The sequence below is a fragment of the Cellulosimicrobium funkei genome (assembly GCF_900155925.1).
Lineage (GTDB): Bacteria > Actinomycetota > Actinomycetes > Actinomycetales > Cellulomonadaceae > Cellulosimicrobium > Cellulosimicrobium funkei.
Map to the genome: position 1 here is coordinate 284,436 of NZ_FTMI01000001.1, position 19,241 is coordinate 303,676.

The following is a 19,241-nucleotide window of genomic DNA, read 5'->3' on the forward strand; positions in this document are numbered from 1 at the left end:
CGCTACGTCGCCACGCTCTCTGGCACGGGATCGGGCACCGGCTCGACCGCGGGCTCGGCACCGCCGTCCGACGGCGCGGCGTCGCCCTCCCGGCGGCCCTCGCGGTACGCGGCGATGGACAGCGTCCGCAGGCGCGACGACCGGCCGGTGGGGTTGTCGACGAACCCGACGGCCGAGATGTAGGGCTCGATGACGTGGATCTTCTGCAGCGGCGTGACGATGAGCAGCTGCAGCCCGAGGCGGCGGAACAGCTCGAGCGCGAAGCGCGTCGACTCGTCCGACCCCCGCCCGAACGCCTCGTCGATGACGACGAACCGGAACGCCGTCGACCGCACCGCGCCCCAGTCGAGCTTGAACTGGTAGGCGAGCGACGCCGCGAGCACCGTGTACGCGAGCTTCTCCTTCTGGCCGCCGGACTTGCCGCCGGAGTCGGAGTAGTGCTCGTGCTCGGAGTCGTCGGCGCGGGACCGCTCGGACGCGGAGAGCACGAACCAGTTGCGCACGTCGGTCACGCGGCGGCGCCACGCCTCGTCCAGGTCCGTCATGCCCTCGCGGCCGCGGAACCGCTCGACGAGCGCCTTGACCCGCAGGAACCGGTCCTCCGAGTACGACAGCGCGCCGTCGGCGAGCGACCCGTCGCCCTCGGCGAGCGCGCGGTCGTCCTCGGCGAGGATCCCGTCGCCGTCGGTGCACGCGCGCAGGTCCTGCTGGAACTCGCGCACCTCGAGGTTGGGCGTGCGCGACATCTCCAGACGGATGTACCGGCCCGGGTTGTAGTCGATCGCGCGGAGCGAGTCGTTGATCGTGTCGATCCGGTCGCGGATGACGTCGGCCTGCTTGGCGAGCTCGGCCGCGAAGCCCGCGATGTCGCGGATCGCGTTCGTGTTGAGGTACGCCTTGAAGTCGGCCTCGAACCGCGGGAGGTCGTCGCGCACGAGCCGGTCGTGGATCTCGCGGTAGCCGTCGGCCGACCGCACGTCCGCGTCGAGCTCCGCCGTCTCGACCGGGTACGCCGACCGGAACGAGGCCATCTGCCCCGCGATCCGCGTCCCGAGGTCCGCGCGCTCGCGCTGCGCCTGCTCGGCCTCGGCGGTGAGCCGCGAGCGCACCGCGTTCTCGACCGCGTCGAGGTCGGCCGCGCGCGTCGGGCCGTCGGCGGCGCCGCCCGGGCCCACCGTGCCGAACCCGGCGAGCTCGCGGTCGAACTCCGCGGCGAGGGCCGCCGTCGTCTCCTCGTCGAGCGTCTCGCCCGCGCCGTCGAGCACGGCGCGCGCCCGCTCTCGCGCCGTCCGCGCCTCGTCGAGCGCGTGCCGGTCGGCGCCGAGCGTCGCGACGACGCGGTCGCGCTCCGCCTCGAGCTCCGCCTGGCGGCGCGCGTTGTCGTCGAGGAGCGCCGCGAGGCGGCCGAGCTCGTCGCTCGCCTGCTCGAGCCGCCGCTTCTCCTCGGCGAGCTCGGCGATGCGCGCCGTCTCGGCCCCGCGGTCGAGCTCGTCCCAGTCGCGGTAGACGTCGAGCCGCCCGAGCGCGGCGGAACGGGCCTGGAGCGCCTCGCGCGTGGCGGCCGCCTCGTCCCGACGCCGTGCGAGCGCGTCGCGACGCGCCGTGACCTCGGCGGCCTGCTCGAGCAGCGCGTCGATCTTCGCCTGGGTCGACCAGCCCAGCACGTAGCCCCGGCGGTCGTCGACCGCGCGCGTGTCGTTCTTCTCGTGGTGGTCGGGCGAGTGCTTGACCTGGCCGGCCCGCGTGATCGCGCGCGGGAGCCGGCGGAACGCGTCGAGGTCCGGCGCGCACGCGTGGTCGGCGCGGCGCTCGAGCTCGGCCTCGACCCACGCCGTGAGGGTCGGCGCGTCGTCGAGACGCCGCACGTCGAGCAGGTCGGCGAGGAGCGGGACGCCGTCCTCGCGCGGCGCCGGCCGGGCGGCGGGGACGCGCTCGGGCACCCGGTGGTAGACGAGCCGCAGCCCGAGGTGCTCACGGTCGACCCACGCGGACACCGCGTCGTAGTGCACCGCCGGCACGAGGAGCGAGAGCGCGAAGCCGCGCAGCACGCGCTCGGCCGCACCCTCCCAGTCGGCGTGCTCGGGGCGGACGGCGAGCAGCTCGCCCACGAAGGGGACGTCGCCCGGTGCGAGCCCGACGCCGTCGCACAGCCGGTCCCGGACCTCCAGGTGGGTGCGCGGCAGGTTGGACCGGCGGTCGGCGAGGCTCGCGAGCTCGGCCTTGACGTCGGCGGTCTCCTGCTCGACGGCGCGCACCTGCGCCGCGACCTCGCTCACCTGCTCCTCGGCCCGGGCGAGGTCGTCGCGCACGCGCACGGCGGCGTCGTCGGCGGCGCGACGGAGCGCCGCGAACGCCTCGGCGTCGACGAGCGCGGCGGCCACCGCGCCCGCCGTGGCGCCCTGCCCCGGCCCCGCCGGGACGGGGTCCCCCGCCGCGGCGTCGGCGCCGTCCGGGGCGCCGAGCGTCAGGCCGGCCGCCGCCGCGTAGCCGGCGAGCTGGGCGACGCGGCGCTCGCGCGCGGCGCGCTCGACCTCGCGGCGCGCGACCTCGCCCTCGATCGCGGCGAGCCGGTCGCCGCCGTGGCCCGCGCGCTCGAGCTCGAGCCGCTGGCGCTCGGCGCCGAGCAGCCCCAGCTCGTCGACGACGCGGCGGCGGCGGGCCTCGCCGTCGGCCACGCGCTCGTCGAGGGCGGCGGTGAGACCGTCGAGGTCTGCCACGCGGCGCGACGCGGTGAACGCGCGCAGGGCGTCGCGGCGCGCGACGAGCGCCTCGGCCCGCTCCCCGAGCGCGTCGTGCGCGTCGCAGTCCGCGAGCAGGGGCGCGAGCCGCTCGATCTGCGCGGTCGCCCGCACGACGGCGTCGTGGGCGCTCGTCAGGTCGTCGAAGTGCGCGACGAGCCGGTCCGTCCAGCGGTCGGCGTCGAACGGCTCGAGCATGTGCTCGCGCACGAACTCGCCGAGGTCGCCGACCGACTTCATCGACACCGTCTGGTGGAACAGGTCCATCGCCTGCTCCGACGGGATGCCGAGCAGGCGGCGGAAGTCCCGCCCGTAGTCGGGGAAGTGGTCGCGCACCTGCGCGCCGGACTCGCGCAGGCGGCGGCGCAGCGCCGTGACGTCGCCGCCGAAGCCCGCGAAGTCCTCGGTGATCGTCAGCGGGCGGTCCGCCGTGACGAAGAAGCGGTCCGGCTGGCCCGCCTGGCCCGGGGCGAGCCAGAACACCTGCGCGAGCGTGACCTCCTGGTCGAACCCGCGGTTCGAGAACCGCCCCAGCACGACCGAGTACGTGCCGCGCTCGCGCAGGCCCACGTGGCGCGTCGTGCCCGTCGCCTCGTCGCGCTCGGACTTGTAGTGCCCCGCGACGTACGACCGCAGCGACCGTTCGCGCGCCCCCGCCCCGGCGGCCTTGTTGTACGAGATCCGGTGCGACGGCACGAGCAGCGTCGTCACCGCGTCGACGATGGTCGACTTGCCCGAGCCGATGTCGCCGGTCAGCAGCGCGTTGCGGCCGTCGAGGTCGAACGCCCACACGCGCTGGTCGAACGTGCCCCAGTTGAGCACCTCGAGCCGTTCGAGCCGGAACCCGGCGCGCGCGTCGAGGTCGGCCGCCGGGTCGTGCAGCTCGACCGCGCTGAACAGGCCCTCCATCACGCCACCGTCCTCGTCGTCGTCGCCGTACCCGTCGCCAGGCCTGTCCCCGCGCCCGCCGCCCCCGTGCGCGTCCCCGCCCCCGGGCCACCGCCCTCGGCGGCGAGCTCCAGGTACTGCGCGAGGCGCGCGTCGAAGTCCGCGAGCCACTGCGCGTCGACGAACGCCTTGAGGATGCGGCGCACCTCGTACCGCCGAGCCTCCGCGTCGGCCGGGTCACCGGGGTCCCCCGCCGCGGCGGCGTCGGGCCCGTCCGGGTCCGGGCGCCCCGCCGGGCGCAGGAAGCCGAGCTCCACGACGCGCCGCACGAGCGCGTCCACCCGGTCCACGAGCCGCGCCTCGTTCGCCGCAGCGCCCGCGTCCTGGGTGAGGAAGACCCGCAGCAGGTCGACGATCTCCGAGCGCGTGAGCACGAGGCGCGTCTCGCCGCCCTCCGAGTCCGCCTGCGCGAGCCGCTTGCGCAGCAGGGCGAGCAGCAGGCTGACGTCGAACGGCAGCTCGCGGCGCGGGATCAGCCGCGGCACGCGCTCGTCGCGCTCGTGCTCGGGCTGGGAGCGCAGGTAGGCGTAGCCGTCGCCCTCGTCGACGACGACCTGCAGCCCGAGCATCGCGACGGCGTCGCGCACCTGCGCCTCGCGCGCGAGCAGGTCGCGCCACAGCGCCTCGCCGGACTCGCGGTAGACGACGCCCTTGAGCAGCGACGTCACGACGACGGACAGCTCCGGGTCGCGCGCGGTGCGGGTCGTGCTCACGGGGTCTCCTCCGGGACGGCGTCGGGTCGTGCGTCGGGTCGTGCGTCGAGCACGGCGGAGTGCGGGGCGGGGGGCCCGCCGGGCGGGGAGCCGCTCGTCCGCCGCGCGTACGTGACGCGGGGCAGGCGCGCGACGCGCACCACCGGCTCGGGTGCGCCGTCCTCGGCGACGGGCCCCGCCGGGGCCTCGCCCTCCCAGCGCACCTCGTCGCTGCGCTCGTCGTCGTGCACGACGACGAACCGCGGGTCCTCGAGCGACAGGTACGTCACGAGCTCGGCCAGCCCGTGCTCGAGCGGCGCGTCGGCGAGCAGGTCCGCGAGCGCGACCTCCCCCGGGCCGCCGGGCCGCGAGAGCGTCGCGCGGACCGTGCGCGCGAGGCGCTCCGGGTCGACGTGCACCTGGTCGTACAGCGCGTCGACCTCGAAGTCGTCGTCGCCGACCTCGACGTGGTCGGAGTCCAGGCGGGCCGTGGGCCGCGGCGTGAAGAGCGGCCGCTCCGTCGGCAGCACGACCTCGGGGGCGACGGCGTCGACCGGCATCCCCGGCGGGGCGCCGGCGCGGCCTGCCGCGCGGGCGACGTCGCGCGCGGCGAGCGCCTTCGCCTCGACGCCGCGCAGGATGTCCATGACCCGCCGGTTCTCGAGCCAGACCTGGTCGTCGAGGAAGCGGCGGAGCTGCTCGGAGAGGGTCCGCACGGTCGCCTGGGTGCGCTCGCCGGCGTCGAGCCAGTCGTAGTGGACGCGGCGCAGGCGGCGGTGCTCCTGCTCCCGGGCCGCGGCCTGCGCGGCGGCGTCCACGACCGGGCCGGGCGTCCCGGGGGCCGGCCGGACGACGTCGGGCGCGATCGCGTCGAGGGACTGCACGCGCTCGACGAGCGCGGCGAACTCCTCCTGGCGACGCCGGTCGAGGAGGAAGTCGTAGAACGCGTGGAACGACCGCCCCTGGTCCGACTCCGCGATGGCCGTGCGCGACCGCACGACCTCCTCGAGCAGCTCGCCCTTCGCGCCGTCCCAGCCCGTGATGCGCTCGCGCAGCTCCCGGTCGAGGGAGCGGAAGTTCGCCTCGACCTCGCGGAAGTCGGAGAGCAGGTCGGCCGCCGTCTGGGTGAGCTGCTGGTAGCGGTCGCGCTGCGCCGCCGCGTCGAGGACGGCGACGCGCCCCGCGCGGACCTGGGCGATCTCGTCGTCGATCGCGGCGCGGCGCTCCTCGAGCTCGCGCAGACGCTCCGCCGGGTCGGTCTGCGTGCCGACGGCGAGCTGGCGCAGCAGCTCGAAGACGGTGTTGAGCCGCGACTCGGTGCCGACGAACCCGCGCCCGCGCAGCGACGCGACCCAGCGCACGGCCTGCTCGACGGCGGGCGTCGCGTCGTAGTGCGGCTCCGCCGAGCCGGGCGGGTACCAGGCGCGCAGCCAGCCCTGGTCCGGGTGCGTCCAGTGGTCCACGTACGCCTGCGGGGCGCGCGGGTACCGCGGCTCCGTGCCGGAGGCGCGCGCGGCCCGGCCGTCGACGGCCCACAGGTGGTCGTCGAGGCGCGCGACGAGCTCGCTCTCCGGGATGGCGCGCACGTTGTCCTCGACGAACAGCGTGCCGAGGAACGAGAGCACGAGCGGCGCCGTGTCCGCGCGCAGGAGCCGCCACGCCACGCTCGACCGTCGCAGGGAGTCGACGTCGTCGTGCTGCACGCAGGTCCTCTCGGGCGGGGCGGGTCGGTGCCCGGCGCGGCGGCCAGGGCGCGCCACGCGAGGGGGCGCCCCCAGATCTTAGGGCGGACCGCCCGCACCGCCCCCCACGACCCACCGCGAGGCTGCCCTCCCGACGGGCTCGGCGGGCGTCCGACCGGTCGCCCGGACCGCCCGAGAAGCGCCCCGGATCCGGGACCATGGTCCCTGTCGGCCCCGCGGCGCACGTTCGTACGCTGGGTGCGGCGCCGGGCCGGCAGCGCGCCCACCCTGCCGGCCGGCGCCACCTTCTGCCCCGCCCGCCGGACCTCTCCGGCGGGGCCCCGCGGACCCGAGGACCGCCCGTGACCGGAACGACCACCGCGCTCGCGGACGACGCCCGCTCGCCCGGCCCGACGGCGTCGGGCCCGACGCCGGACGCGGGCTTCGACCCCTTCGCCCGGCCCACCGGCTGGACCCACTCCCGTGGCGTGCTCTTCGGCGAGATGCTGCTGTTCGGGCTGCTGAGCCTCACCGCGGCGTTCGTGCTGTCGTACGACGCGGTCCTCCTCGCCGGGGACCCCGGCGCGGTGCTGTCGTGCGACGTCAGCACCGTGCTGTCGTGCGGGACGGTCGCGCAGTCGTGGCAGGCGCAGGTGTTCGGCTTCCCCAACGCGTTCCTCGGGCTGATCGCGGAGCCGATCGTCATCACGACGGCGGTCGCGGCGCTCGGCGGGACCCGCTTCCCCCGGTGGTTCCTCTTCGCCGCGCAGTGCGTCTACCTGCTCGGGGTCGTGTTCGCGTACTGGCTCTTCTACCAGTCGATGTTCGTCATCGGGGCGCTGTGCCCGTGGTGCCTGCTCATCACGGTCTCCACGACGCTCGTGTTCGCGTCGCTCCTGCACTGGAACGTCCTGGAGGACAACCTCTACCTGCCGCGCGGCGCCCAGGCGCGCCTGCTCGGGTTCGTGCGGTCGGGCGCGTACGGCTACCTCGTCGCGGCGTGGCTCGTGGGCCTCGCCGCCCTCGTGCTGCTCAAGTACGGCCCGGCGCTGCTGGCCTGACGGCCCACGCGGCCGAGCACGAGGCTGCTCCCGGGAAGCGGACGGGAACGACAGCAACCTCGTGCTCGGCGCGCGGCGGGCGGGTCAGGGCGTCGTCGCCCCCAGCGTGTAGGCGCCCGAGCCGGAGTACGCCTGGACGACGAACCGGTAGTAGCCCGCGGCCCCCGAGTAGGAGACGGACTCGTTCGCGCCCGGAGAGGTCGACTGCGCGACCGTCGTCCACGTCGACCCGTTCCAGCGCTGGAGGAAGAGGTCGAAGTCGGCACCGCTCGGACCGCTCACGCACGCGCGGTGCGTCCCGGCGGCCCCGGCCGTGTAGTACGACCCGTCGGGCTGGACCGCCGTCGTGCCCGCGGCGAGCGACCCGGAGTACGTGCGGGCGTAGCCGCTGCAGCCCGTCGGCGGCTGCGGCGTGCCGCCCCCGCCGTCGCTCGTGAGGAGCGTCAGGCCGTACGCCGAGAGGATCTCGCCCACCGGCTGGAAGTACGTCGTCCCGCCGGAGCTGCAGTTCCCGGACCCGCCGGACGTGACGCCCTGCGCCTGGTTGCCCGCGAGGAGCGAGCCGCCCGAGTCGCCGGGCTCGGCGCACACCGTCGTGCGGATGAGGCCCGTGACGGTCCCCTGCGGGTAGGTGACGGACGCGTTGTACGCCTGGACGGTGCCGCAGTGCCAGCCGGTGGTCGAGCCCGAGCGGCAGACGGAGGCCCCGACCGGCGCCTGCGTCGCGCCCGCGACCGCGACGCGGCCCCCGGCGTAGTTGTTCACCGCGCCGACGGGCGTGTTGCCCGCGTCGACCTGGACCCACGCGTAGTCGTTGCCCGGGAAGCTCGACCCGCGGAACGTGCCCGCCGGCCCGGACGTGCGCGCACCGGTCGAGCCGCAGTGCCCGGCGGTGACGAACCCGCCCTGGACCGCGAACCCGACCGAGCACCGGCTGCCGCCGCCGATCGTGTACGCGTTGCCGCCCACGACGTCGATCAGCGGCCGCGGGGACTCCGTCGTCTCCTCGTACGCGACCGCGTCGGCGGGCACGCCCGCGGCGGCGACCTGGGCGGCGACGTCGGCCTGGCCGCCCTCGCGCACCGAGACGACGACGCGGTTGCGCGTCACGTCGACGTACCAGCCCGGCAGCGCCGCCGGGTCGTCGGCGAGCGCGCCGTCGAGCGTCGCGCGCCAGGTCTCGAGGTCGGCGAGCGTGTGGTCGACGTCGACCGCGGTGGCGCCCTCGGCGCGCACCGTGCGCGCGTCGGCGGCGTCGGTGACGCCGACGTAGAGGACGTTCGCGGCGTCGTCGACCCACGCGCCCGCGTAGTCGGCGCCGAGGCGCTGCTCGAGCGCGGCCTCGGTGCCCGCCGCGTCGGACTGGAAGGCGAGGCGCGTCCGTGCGTCCCGCGCGCTGAGGCCCAGGTCGCGCTCCAGCGCGCGCTCCAGGCCGGGGACCGTCTTGGGGACCGCGCGCACCGTCGCGCGCTGGTCGTCGGGTGCGGGCGTGGCGGCGACGGCGTGCGTCGCGGCCCCGCCCGCCAGGAGCGTCGCCGCGGCGGTGACCGCGGCGAGCCTCCTGCGGAGTGGTCGTGTCATGTCGTCCATTCCCTTCGCCGGGCCCGGGTGGCCCGGTCGAGGCCACGCTAGGGATGCGTCCAGGGCGCGCCCAGATCACGATCAGGTCATACGCGGGCGCTATGTGCGGGCTCGCCCCTACGCGGTCTCCACCGGGTGCTCGGCGCGCCACCGCCGGTAGCGGGGCGAGCGCTGCACGGCGTCGCGGTGCGCGCCCGTCGCGGCCCGCAGGACCGCGTCGACCGGGAGGCGGTCGACGGCGTCGCGCCGCCACCCCACGTGGTGCGTCCAGCGCAGCGGGGCGCCCTCGAGCGCAACGGTCCGCACGCCGGGGGCGTCGAGGAGCACGGGCTGGACGAGCGCGACGGCGTGCCCGCCGCGCACCTGGTCGATGCACGACGTGCGGTCCGACTCCCCCATCGCGCGCGGCGTGAAGCCCGCCCGCGCGCACGCCCCCACGAAGCAGCGCTCGAAGCACCCGCTCCCGGGTGCCGTGAGCCACAGCGCGTCGGCGAGCTCGCCCAGCCCGACGGCGTCGCGCCCGGCGACGGGGTGGTACTCGTCGACGAGCACGAACACCGGGTCGGTGGACACCGCCGTCCACACCAGGCCCCCGGCGGCGGGCGGGGACGCGTCGCCGCACATCCCGACGAGCGCGACGTCGAGCGTGCCGCTCGCGAGCCGGTCCGCGGTCTCCTCGACGGACCACGACGTCGCCGTCGTGACGAGCAGGTCGTCGACCCCCAGCGCTCCGGGCAGCGCGGTGTGCAGCCGGCTCGCGAACAGGCCGCCGATCGCGGAGCTCACCGTCCCCACGTGCACGCGGCCGACCGTGCCGTGCTCGCTCGTGAGCCGCCGGGCGTCGTCGACCAGCGCGGACATGGCGGGCAGCACGACGCGCGCGTGCCGCAGCACGAGCTCGCCGAGCTCCGTGGGGCGCGCGCCCTGCCGGTCGCGCGTGAAGACGCACCCGCCGAGCGTACGGTCGATCCGGTTGAGCTGGGCGGTGAGGGCGGGCTGCGCGAGGCCCAGCGACGCCGCCGCCTTGGTCACGCTGCCCGTCTCGGCCACCGTCACGATCATGCGGAGGTGCCGCACCTCGAGGTCCATGCCGCCCCAACGTATCGGTGCGGCCGGGGCGTGTCGCGCGCGTCAGCCCACGGGTGCGAGGAAGCCGTCGCGCACGAGCCCGCGCACGTCGGGCAGGAGCTCGCCCGCGAGGTCCTCGGCGCCGACCTCGAACAGCGCGGCGATCGCTCCCACGAGCTGGCCGACCGTCAGCTCGCCGTCGCTCGCGCCGACGAGCGCGGCGAGCCCCGTCGTCGCCCGCACGGCGCGGCCCAGACCGTCGCCCTGGCGCAGCAGGACGACCGTGGGGTCCGGCGCGCCGGGCGTGTGGAACCGCTCCTCCGTGACGTCGGGCGCGACGGCGAGCCGCTCGCTCGCGAGGGCCGCGTCGTCGCGCGCCGCGAGCCAGTCGTGCGCCGCGAGCGACGCCGCGAGGTGCGCGCCGAGCGGCTGGCGCACCGACCCGGTGTGCTCCTCGAGCCGCCGCAGCGTCGGGCGGGCGCCCGCGAGCGGACGGCGCAGCGTGACGATGCCGAAGCCGACGGCCTCCACGTCGCGCGCGGCGAAGTCGTCGAGCCACGCGCCGTACGCAGCCGCCCACGCCGCGGGCTCGCGCTCGGGGGTCGTGCCGCCGTCGCGGATCCAGGTCTCGGCGTACTCCGCGGGGTCGAGCACCTCGCGCTGGACCACCCAGCCGTCGAGGCCGGCCTCGTCGAGCCACGCGCCGACGCGCTCGTCCCACGGCACGCCCCGGCGGTGCTCCCAGTTGCCGAGGAGCTGTGCCACGCCGCCGGGCTCGAGCACGGCGCCGACCCCGGTCACGAGGTCGCGCACGAGGTCGTCGCCCGACCGGCCGCCGTCGCGGTACTCGTAGTCCGGGAGCGCGCCCCCGGCGGCGCGCGGCGTGATGACGAACGGCGGGTTCGACACGACGAGGTCGAACCGCTCGCCCGCGACCGGCTCCAGCATCGAGCCCTCGCGCAGCTCGACCCGCCCGGCCGGTGCGGCGCCTCCGGGCCCGGCCGCCCGGGAGTCCCCGGAGTCCTCGTCGAACGCGGCGTTGAAGGCGGCGTTGAAGGCGGCGTTGAACGCGGCGAAGCCGAGCGCCCGGCGCGAGATGTCCGTGCCGACGACGGCGCGCGCGTGCCGCGCGGCGTGCAGGGCCTGGATGCCGCAACCCGTCCCGAGGTCCAGCACGCGCCCGACCGGCGTCCGGACCGTCACCTGGGCGAGCGTCAGGGACGCGCCGCCCGCGCCGAGCACGTGGTCCGGGGCGAGCCGGCGGCCCGTCGCGAGCTCGCCCAGGTCCGACGACAGCCACCACGTGACGGGGCCCGCGGCGTCGGTCGCCGCGTACGGCCGCAGGTCGACGAGCGCGCGCACCGCGTCGTCGTCGCCCGCGCCCGCCGTCTCGACGAGGCCCAGCCGCCGTGCGCCGTCGACCCCCGTCCGCCCGAGCGCCGCGTCGAGGGCGCGCCGGGGCACGTCGTCGCCGAGGAGGAAGAGGGCGGCGAGAGCGGCCGTGGGGTCGGCCTCCTCCCCACCGCGGTCGCGCAGCGCGCGCCGCGCCGGGACGGCCTGCTCGCGGTGCAGCGCGGCGGACGCGACGGGACCGAGCACGCGCTCGACGCCGTCGACCGTGAAGTCCGCCGCCGCGAGGTCCTCGCGCAGCGTCGCCGCGGCGGCCGCGAGGTCGGCGGGGGCGAGGCCGGCACCGGGCGGGACGGGGCCGGGCCCGTCCGCGACGGTGCGCGACGACGGGCTCGGGGTGCTGGAGGCGGGAGGCATGGCTCCATCCTCACCGATCCGCGCGCGGCTGCCGAGGGCCCGCGCCGCCCCGGACGCGACGGACCCCCGGCTCGCCGAGGCGTGCCGAGGGTCCGTGGGGGAGGTCGTCGTCAGCAGTTCTGCGTGCCGTAGACCGCGACGTTCTGCGCCGAGGTCTGGAAGGTCTCGTCCGTCATGAGCGACGTGATCGAGGAGATGTCCGCGTTCGCCGGGTCGGCGACCGCGGTCTCGAGCGTGTCCGTGAGCTGGCGGAAGACGCCCGTGACGTTGTCCCAGTCGGTGCTGATCTCGGCCGGGGCCTCGGCTGCCTCGAGCGACGCCGTGAACGTCTCGAACTGCGTCACGGCGGCGGCCGGGTCGCTCGTGTCGATCGAGCTCAGGGTCGTCTGGGCGTCGAGCAGGGCGTCGTAGGCGGTGCAGAAGTCGCCCGACGCCTCGGTGTCGCCGGACTCCTCCTCGGTGGGCTCCTCGGACGGGGTGGTCTCCTCCTCGGCCGACGTGCTGGTCTCCTCCGCCGGCGTGGTCTCCGAGTCGGTGCTCGCGTCGTCGCCGGAGCCACCGCAGGCGGCCAGGCCGAGCACGAGGAGGGCGCTCGTCGCGAGGGCGGTCGTGGTCTTGGTGATCGTCAGTCGGGTGCGCATGACGCCCATGGTTTCCCACGGACGCGCGTCGCGCGCCCTCAAAACGTCGAAGTGGGGACCGCTCCCCATGTGGCCATCGCCACGGGGTGAAGTTCCGGCGCGTGCCGGTCAGCGCGCGCAGCCGGCCCGGAAGTACTCGGTGACCGCCCGGGACGACGACGTGAGCGCCGCCGTGTCGATCCGGCGCCCCACACGGTCGATCGCCCGCGACAGCTCGCCCGTGTCCCGCGTGCCGGTGGCCTCGACCTCGTCCGCGATCATCGTGAGGTAGGTCGTGACGACGGCCCAGTCGCGCGCGACCGCCACGGGCGGGGTGGCCCCGGCGAGCGTGTCGCGGGCGGTGGTGAACCCCTCGACGAGGGCCTCGGGGTGGTCGACCGTGAGGTTGACCTGCGCCTTGGCCGCCGCGCCCCACGCGACCTCCGCCTCCCGGCACGCCGGGTCGACGGCGCCCGCCCCCGGGTCCGTGCCGTCGTCGGGCGCGGTGGGGTCCGACGTGTCGGGGTCCGTGCCGTCGGCGGGTGCCGCGCCGTCGTCCGCGCCGTCCCCGGCACCCGGGGACGACGCCGCGGGTGCGGCGGGCGGGGGCGGTGCGGCGGCGGGTGCTGCACCCGGGAGGGCAACGACGTCGAACGCCCCGCTCGCGACGACGGCGAGGCACAGCCCGGCGACGACGGCGAGGACCGCGGCGTGGGCCACGGCGCGCACCGGTGATTGCATGGCCCCTATGATGACGCCTCCCGCGGGCGCGAAGAACCCCGCGGGCCTGGTCGGCCGGCGGGGTCCTCGGGTCGCCGCGGCGTCAGCCCATCGTGTTGACGATGAGGCCGATGTGGGTGAAGAAGTTCATCGCGCCGAACAGCAGGAACGCGACGCCGGACAGGCCCCAGGCCCACCCGATGACGACCCGCACGACGCGCCGCCCGGAGCGGACCGCGAACGGGAAGAGGATCGCGCCGACGCCCACGAGCGCGATGAGCCCGGACATGAAGATCGCCTCGACGAGCGGGTAGGCGGCGAACGCGCCGGAGATCGGCTCCTCCGGCGGCGCGGCGAAGAGCTGGTACGTCACGCCGGCGATCGCGATGGCGACGAGACCGAGGCCCATGCCGAGCACGAACACCGACACGGGGCGCGCGACGGCCTGCAGGTGCTCGGTGGCGTCGGCCCGCTCGAGCGCGGCGCGGCCGCGCGTCCAGAGGTAGAACGCGGCGGCGAGGAGCAGCACGCCGAACGCGAGGCTCGTCTCGCCGAAGATGATGTTGTCGAACGGGAAGCCGCCCGCGGCGAGCGGCCACGTGAGCGTCATGTGCAGCCCGGTCGCCGTGAGGATCGTGCCCAGCACGCCGAACGCGAGCGACCAGCCCTCCACGACGATCTTCCCGGGCGCCCGCAGCAGCTCGCGGCCGAGCATGACCAGCAGGATCAGCCCGGCGCCGACGGCGACGGACATCACGGTGTTGTAGGTGGGCATCTGTGCCCAGTCGATGACGAGCCCCTCGGCGGCGACCATCCTTCTCCACTCCTCGTTCGTTCCACGGGCCGCGCTCGCGGTCCGAGGGCGATAACCATACGCACGTATAGGTTATTCCTCACTACGATGGCCGCGTGGACGACGCTGCGGGTGCCCGGGACCGGTCGGCGACGAGCGGCGCGCGGGGCGCGCGCACCACGGTGCAGGGGCGCAGCGCGGAGCGGCAGCGCGCGATGGTCGACGCCGCCGCGCACCTGCTCATCGACCAGGGCTTCGCCGCCGTGACCCACCGGCAGGTCGCCCGCGCCGCGGGCGTGCCGCAGGGGTCGGCGTCGTACTACTTCCCGACGAGCGCCTCGCTCGTCGCCGCCGCCGTCGAGGCCGCGGAGGACGTGCGCGCGACGGCCGCGCAGGAGCACGCCGACGCCCTCGCCCACCGGCGCCGCTCGAGCACCGCGACGGCGCGCGAGCTCATCGAGACGCTGTACGCCCCGCACGTGGACGACTCGGTGGTCGACGTGCGCCTCGACCCCATGCTCACGGCCATGCGGGACCCGGCGCTGCGGCCGATCATGCGGGCGTCGCGCCCGCGCCTGCTGGCGGCCGCGCGGACGGTGCTCGACGCGTCGGGCCACGGGCACGTGACGGACACCGACCTCGTCGCGCACGTCGTGGACGCGGCGCTGCTCTCGGGGGCCGCCGCGGAGGACGGCCACGTGCTCGACCACGCGACGCGGACCGTCGCCCGCTTCCTCGACCACTGGCACTGACGCGCAAACTTACTGACCAGTTACTTGGTTTCCGGTAGAGTGACGGCGCCCGGTCCGCCGACGCCGTGCCCGCACCCGCGGCGCCGCCGGGTGCCGTCGCCGCCGCCGTGGAAGGACCGTCCTTGAGCACCCTGCCCTACCTCGACCCCGCCGTGCCCGTGGCCGACCGCGTCGAGGACCTCCTCGCCCGCATGACGCTGCCCGAGAAGGTCGGACAGATGCTCCAGCTCGACGCGCGCGACGGCGTCGGCCCCGCGGTGCTGGCGAGGCACGCGGGCTCGCTGCTGCACACGTCGCCGGAGAACGTCCTCGCCGCGCACGAGCTCACCGGGCGGACGCGGCTGCGCATCCCCCTGCTGATCGCCGAGGACTGCATCCACGGCCACTCGTTCTGGGTCGGCGCGACGATCTTCCCCACGCAGCTCGGCATGGCCGCGACGTGGGACCCCGCGCTCGTGGAGCAGGTCGCGCGCGCGACCGCGGTCGAGGTCGCCGCGACCGGCGTCCACTGGACCTTCTCCCCCGTGCTCTGCATCGCCCGCGACCTGCGCTGGGGCCGCGTCGACGAGACGTTCGGCGAGGACCCGTTCCTCATCGGCGAGCTCGCGTCCGCGATGGTCCGCGGCTACCAGGGCGACGGGCTGTCCGACCCGACGGGCGTCCTCGCTACGGCGAAGCACTTCGCGGGCTACTCCGAGACGCAGGGCGGGCGCGACGCGAGCGAGGCCGACATCTCGCAGCGCAAGCTCCGGTCCTGGTTCCTGCCCCCGTTCGAGCGGGTCGCGCGCGAGGGCTGCGCCACGTTCATGCTCGGCTACCAGTCCATGGACGGCGTGCCCGTCACCGTGAACGGCTGGCTGCTCGACGACGTCCTGCGCGGCGAGTGGGGGTACACCGGCACGCTCGTCACCGACTGGGACAACGTGGGCCGCATGGTCTGGGAGCAGCACATCCAGCCCGACTACGTGCACGCGTCCGCCGCGGCCGTGCGCGCCGGCAACGACATGGTCATGACGACTCCGCGCTTCTTCGAGGGCGCGCTCGAGGCGGTGGACCGCGGCCTCGTCGAGGAGGCGGCGATCGACGCCGCCGTCAGGCGCATCCTCACGCTCAAGTTCCGCCTCGGCCTGTTCGAGGACCCGCGTCGCCCGGACGTCGCGCGCCAGCAGGCGGTCATCGCGTCGGCCGAGCACGCCGCAGTGAACCTCGAGGTCGCGCGCCGCTCCCTCGTGCTCCTCGCCAACGACGGCACCCTCCCGTTCGCGGGCGGGCTCGACCACGACGCCGGGACGCCCGACGGCCGGGCCCTCGCCCCGGCCGGGGCGCCCGCCCGGAGGATCGCCGTCGTCGGCCCGAACGCGGACGACGACCACACGCAGCTCGGCGACTGGGCGGGCGCGTCGGGCCAGGCCGACTGGCTGCCCGACGGCCACCCGCGCGAGATGACGACGACCGTGCTCGACGGCTTCCGCGCGCTCGCCCCGGAGGGCTGGGCCGTGACCCACGCGCGCGGCGCCGACATCCTCACGCTCGCGCCCGACCCCGAGGGCGAGCTGTTCCCCGACGGGCAGCCGCGGCCGCAGGTCGTCGTCCCGGCCGCGCCCGACGACGCACTGATCGCCGAGGCCGTCGCCGCCGCGCGCGACGCCGACCTCGCCGTCGCCGTCGTGGGCGACCGCATCGAGCTCGTGGGCGAGGGGCGCTCGACCGCGACGCTCGAGCTCGTCGGCGGCCAGGTCGCGCTGCTCGACGCCCTCGTCGCCACCGGCACCCCCGTGGTCGTGGTCGTCGTCGCGTCGAAGCCGCTCGTCCTGCCGCCGTCGGCGCACGCGGCGGCGGCGGTCGTCTGGGCGGCCAACCCCGGGATGCGCGGCGGCCAGGCCGTCGCCGAGCTCGTGCTCGGGCTGATCGAGCCCGAGGGCCGGCTCCCGATCTCGTTCGCACGCCACGCCGGCCAGCAGCCCACCTACTACAACGTGGTGCGCGGCCAGCACGGCGTCCGCTACGCCGACCTCACGCAGAGCCCCGCGTTCGCGTTCGGCGAGGGCCTGAGCTACACCACCGTCGAGTACGCCGACCTGCGGGTGCTCGGCACCGAGCACGGGCCCGACGACGTCGTGCGCGCCGAGGTCACGCTGACGAATACCGGGTCGCGCCCGGTGCGCGAGACCGTCCAGGTCTACGTGAGCGACACCGTCACGTCGGTGACGTGGGCCGAGAAGGAGCTCAAGGCCTACCGCAAGGTGGACCTCGCGCCGGGCGAGTCGGCGACCGTCGGCCTCGAGGTGCCCGTGGCGGACTGCACGCTCGTCGACGCGCGCGGGCGCCGCGTCGTCGAGCCGGGCGCGTTCGAGCTGCGCGTCGGGCCGTCGTCGCGCGAGGACGCGCTCCTGCGCGCGTCGTTCACCGTCGCGGGCTAGTCCCGCGCACGACGGAGGGCACCCGGGTCGACCCGGGCGCCCTCCGTCGTCTGCGGCGGCCGGGCCTCAGGCGCCCGTCGCGACGCGCTCCCGCTCGACGGCGGACTCCTCGCGGTCGACGCGCGCCGCACGCAGCCGCGACATGATCACCGCGCCGAACGCGATGGCGGCCGCGACGACCGCGATCGCGATGCGCAGGACGTGGTTGGCGTCCTCGGGCACGCTCATGAGCACGACCGCGGGCGCGATGAGCACCGACACGAGGTTCATCACCTTGATGAGCGGGTTGATCGCCGGGCCGGCGGTGTCCTTGAACGGGTCGCCGACCGTGTCGCCGATGACGGTCGCGGCGTGCGCCTCCGAGCCCTTGCCCCCGTACGCGCCGTCCTCGACGATCTTCTTCGCGTTGTCCCACGCCCCGCCCGAGTTGGCGAGGAACACGGCCATGAGCACGCCCGCGCCGATCGCGCCCGCGAGGAAGCCGGCCAGCGGCCCGACGCCCAGGCCGAAGCCGACGGCGATGGGCGCGAACGCCGCGAGCAGGCCGGGGGTCGCGAGCTCGCGCAGCGAGTCGCGCGTGCAGATGTCGACGACCCGGCCGTACTCGGGGCGCTCCTGGAACGTCATGATCCCGGGGTGCTCGCGGAACTGGCGGCGCACCTCGAACACGATCGCCCCCGCCGCGCGCGTCACCGCGTCGATCGCGAGACCCGAGAAGAGGAAGACCGTCGCGGCACCGAGGATCACGCCCACGAGCGTGATGGGCGAGATGATCTGGTAGTCGAGCATCGCCGTGACGAGACCGCTCCCGACGCCCTGCACGTCCGCGAGCGCGTGGCTCACGGCGTCGGCGTACGACCCGAACAGGGCGGTCGCCGCGAGGACGGCCGTCGTGATCGCGATGCCCTTGGTGATCGCCTTCGTCGTGTTGCCCACCGCGTCGAGGTCCGTGAGGATCTGCGCGGCCTCCGCGTCGCCGTCGCCCGACTCGCCGACCGACATCTCGTAGATCCCCTGGGCGTTGTCGGAGACGGGACCGAACGTGTCCATCGCGACGATGACGCCGACCGTCGTCAGCAGCCCGCACCCGGCGAGGGCGACGAGGAACAGCGCGAGCCACACCGACCCGCCTGCGAGGAGGAACAGGCCGCAGATCGCCGCGGCGATCACGCCCGCCGTGTACACGGCCGACTCGAACCCGACCCCGATGCCCGACAGCACGACCGTCGCCGCGCCCGTGCGCGAGGTGGCCGCCACGTGCAGGGTGGGCTTCGACGTCGTGCCGGTGAAGTAGCCCGTGATCCACAGGATGATGCCCGCGAGGACGATCCCGATGACGACGGCGAGGCTCGCGACGACGCGCGGGTCGGCCGCGATCCCGGACAGGTCGCCGAGGTCGGCCGTGCCGTCGAGCGCGGCGAACGACGACGGCAGGTAGACGAACGCGGCGACGGCGGCGAGCACCGCGCCGATGAGCGCCGAGAGGTAGAACCCGCGGTAGATGGCCCTGAGGCCGTTCTCCTGCCCGCGCACGCGCGTGATGAACACGCCGAGCACCGCGACGAGCGCGCCCAGGGCCGTCACGACGAGCGGGAACACGAGGCCCTCCTCGCCCATCGCCGCCTTGCCGAGGATGAGCGCCGCCACGAGCGTCACCGCGTACGACTCGAACAGGTCGGCCGCCATGCCCGCGCAGTCGCCGACGTTGTCGCCCACGTTGTCCGCGATGGTCGCGGCGTTGCGCGGGTCGTCCTCGGGGATGCCCTGCTCGACCTTGCCGACGAGGTCCGCGCCGACGTCCGCCGCCTTGGTGAAGATGCCGCCGCCGACGCGCATGAACATCGCGAGCAGCGCGGCGCCGAACCCGAAGCCCTCGAGCACCGCCGGGGCGTCGCCCTTGTAGACGAGCACGACGCCCGCGGCGCCGAGCAGGCCGAGGCCGACGACCGACATGCCGACGACGCCGCCCGTCCGGAACGCGATGCGCGCGCCCTCCGAGCGTCCGCCCGGCCGGGTCGCGGCCGACGCGACGCGCACGTTCGCGCGCACCGCGAGCCACATCCCGAGGTAGCCGATCGCGGCCGAGAACCCGGCGCCCACGAGGAACGCGACCGAGCGCCCCACGCGGATGCCGCCGTCGCCCGGCAGCAGGAACAGGAGGCCGAAGACGATCGCCGCGAACAGCGCGAGCGTGCGGAACTGGCGGCTCAGGTACGCGCCGGCGCCCTCCTGCACGGCCTGGGCGATGTCCTGCATCTTCGCCGTGCCCTCGTCCGCGGCGAGGACCTGTCTGCGCAGGATGACCGCGAAGGCGAGGGCCACGAGGGCGATCGCCGCGATGACCGCGACGATGGTGAGACTTTCCGTACCGAGCGTGAGCATCCGTCCTCCTTGACGAA

Annotated in this window: 13 protein-coding genes; 3 read left to right on the plus strand and 10 right to left on the minus strand. The window is 75.7% G+C overall.

Going from position 1 to position 19,241, the window contains the following annotated elements:
* Positions 1-2 precede the first annotated feature (2 nt).
* Genes BXA05_RS01175 through BXA05_RS19475 form a run of 3 tightly spaced genes read right to left on the minus strand, consistent with a single transcriptional unit; the run spans position 3 to position 6,081 of the window.
* Positions 3-3,647 (minus strand): ATP-binding protein, encoded by a 3,645-nt coding sequence (locus BXA05_RS01175; protein ID WP_076403432.1) that lies wholly within the window; start codon positions 3,645-3,647, stop codon positions 3-5.
* Complete coding sequence (locus tag BXA05_RS19470; RefSeq protein ID WP_076403434.1) at positions 3,647-4,399, minus strand: DUF4194 domain-containing protein; 753 nt, start codon at positions 4,397-4,399, stop codon at positions 3,647-3,649. The genes BXA05_RS01175 and BXA05_RS19470 overlap by 1 nt, the downstream gene beginning before the upstream one ends.
* Entirely contained in the window at positions 4,396-6,081 is a 1,686-nt protein-coding gene (locus BXA05_RS19475; protein ID WP_076403436.1) for a DUF3375 domain-containing protein, read from the minus strand. Before BXA05_RS19475 ends, BXA05_RS19470 begins: the two co-directional genes overlap by 4 nt.
* 341 nt (positions 6,082-6,422) lie before the next feature.
* On the opposite strand from BXA05_RS19475, the gene BXA05_RS01190 reads away from it, so the two are divergent.
* Positions 6,423-7,121, plus strand: a complete 699-nt coding sequence (locus BXA05_RS01190; RefSeq protein ID WP_241005677.1) for a vitamin K epoxide reductase family protein — start codon at positions 6,423-6,425, stop codon at positions 7,119-7,121.
* Between the two features lie 84 nt (positions 7,122-7,205).
* Here BXA05_RS01190 and BXA05_RS01195 read toward each other — a convergent pair whose 3' ends face one another.
* The 6 genes from BXA05_RS01195 to BXA05_RS01220 form a co-directional block, all read right to left on the minus strand.
* Positions 7,206-8,702, minus strand: a complete 1,497-nt coding sequence (locus BXA05_RS01195) for a S1 family peptidase (protein ID WP_076404043.1) — start codon at positions 8,700-8,702, stop codon at positions 7,206-7,208.
* A gap of 117 nt (positions 8,703-8,819) precedes the next feature.
* Positions 8,820-9,791, minus strand: coding sequence for a LysR family transcriptional regulator (locus BXA05_RS01200; RefSeq protein ID WP_061266591.1), 972 nt, complete (start codon positions 9,789-9,791; stop codon positions 8,820-8,822).
* A gap of 42 nt (positions 9,792-9,833) precedes the next feature.
* Positions 9,834-11,537, minus strand: coding sequence for a DUF7059 domain-containing protein (locus tag BXA05_RS01205; protein ID WP_083711213.1), 1,704 nt, complete (start codon positions 11,535-11,537; stop codon positions 9,834-9,836).
* A gap of 110 nt (positions 11,538-11,647) precedes the next feature.
* Entirely contained in the window at positions 11,648-12,178 is a 531-nt protein-coding gene (locus tag BXA05_RS01210; protein WP_143310993.1) for a hypothetical protein, read from the minus strand.
* Between the two features lie 108 nt (positions 12,179-12,286).
* A complete protein-coding gene (locus tag BXA05_RS01215) occupies positions 12,287-12,898 on the minus strand; it encodes a hypothetical protein (RefSeq protein ID WP_128957561.1) in 612 nt (203 codons plus the stop codon).
* Between the two features lie 82 nt (positions 12,899-12,980).
* Positions 12,981-13,691, minus strand: a complete 711-nt coding sequence (locus tag BXA05_RS01220; RefSeq protein ID WP_021482095.1) for a DUF981 family protein — start codon at positions 13,689-13,691, stop codon at positions 12,981-12,983.
* 95 nt (positions 13,692-13,786) lie between these two features.
* Between BXA05_RS01220 and BXA05_RS01225 the strand changes: the two genes are divergently transcribed.
* Together BXA05_RS01225 and BXA05_RS01230 are read left to right on the plus strand one after the other, a co-directional pair.
* Positions 13,787-14,422: a TetR/AcrR family transcriptional regulator gene (locus BXA05_RS01225; protein WP_061266588.1), complete on the plus strand. Its 636-nt coding sequence runs from the start codon at positions 13,787-13,789 to the stop codon at positions 14,420-14,422.
* A gap of 122 nt (positions 14,423-14,544) precedes the next feature.
* Positions 14,545-16,842, plus strand: coding sequence for an exo-beta-d-1,3/1,6-glucosidase (locus BXA05_RS01230; RefSeq protein WP_244550356.1), 2,298 nt, complete (start codon positions 14,545-14,547; stop codon positions 16,840-16,842).
* Positions 16,843-16,908: 66 nt separating this feature from the next.
* On the opposite strand, the gene BXA05_RS01235 is transcribed toward BXA05_RS01230, so the two are convergent.
* Positions 16,909-19,224 (minus strand): sodium-translocating pyrophosphatase, encoded by a 2,316-nt coding sequence (locus BXA05_RS01235; RefSeq protein WP_076403440.1) that lies wholly within the window; start codon positions 19,222-19,224, stop codon positions 16,909-16,911.
* Between the last annotated feature and the right edge of the window lie 17 nt (positions 19,225-19,241).

Coding starts and splice junctions, on each gene's coding strand:
- BXA05_RS01235 (WP_076403440.1), bottom strand. CDS start 19,224: ATGCTCACGCTCGGTACGGAAAGTCTCACCATCGTCGCGGTCATCGCG.
- BXA05_RS01210 (WP_143310993.1), bottom strand. CDS start 12,178: ATGCGCACCCGACTGACGATCACCAAGACCACGACCGCCCTCGCGACG.
- BXA05_RS01200 (WP_061266591.1), bottom strand. CDS start 9,791: ATGGACCTCGAGGTGCGGCACCTCCGCATGATCGTGACGGTGGCCGAG.
- BXA05_RS01205 (WP_083711213.1), bottom strand. CDS start 11,537: ATGCCTCCCGCCTCCAGCACCCCGAGCCCGTCGTCGCGCACCGTCGCG.
- BXA05_RS01215 (WP_128957561.1), bottom strand. CDS start 12,898: ATGCAATCACCGGTGCGCGCCGTGGCCCACGCCGCGGTCCTCGCCGTC.
- BXA05_RS01175 (WP_076403432.1), bottom strand. CDS start 3,647: ATGGAGGGCCTGTTCAGCGCGGTCGAGCTGCACGACCCGGCGGCCGAC.
- BXA05_RS01195 (WP_076404043.1), bottom strand. CDS start 8,702: ATGACACGACCACTCCGCAGGAGGCTCGCCGCGGTCACCGCCGCGGCG.
- BXA05_RS01220 (WP_021482095.1), bottom strand. CDS start 13,691: ATGGTCGCCGCCGAGGGGCTCGTCATCGACTGGGCACAGATGCCCACC.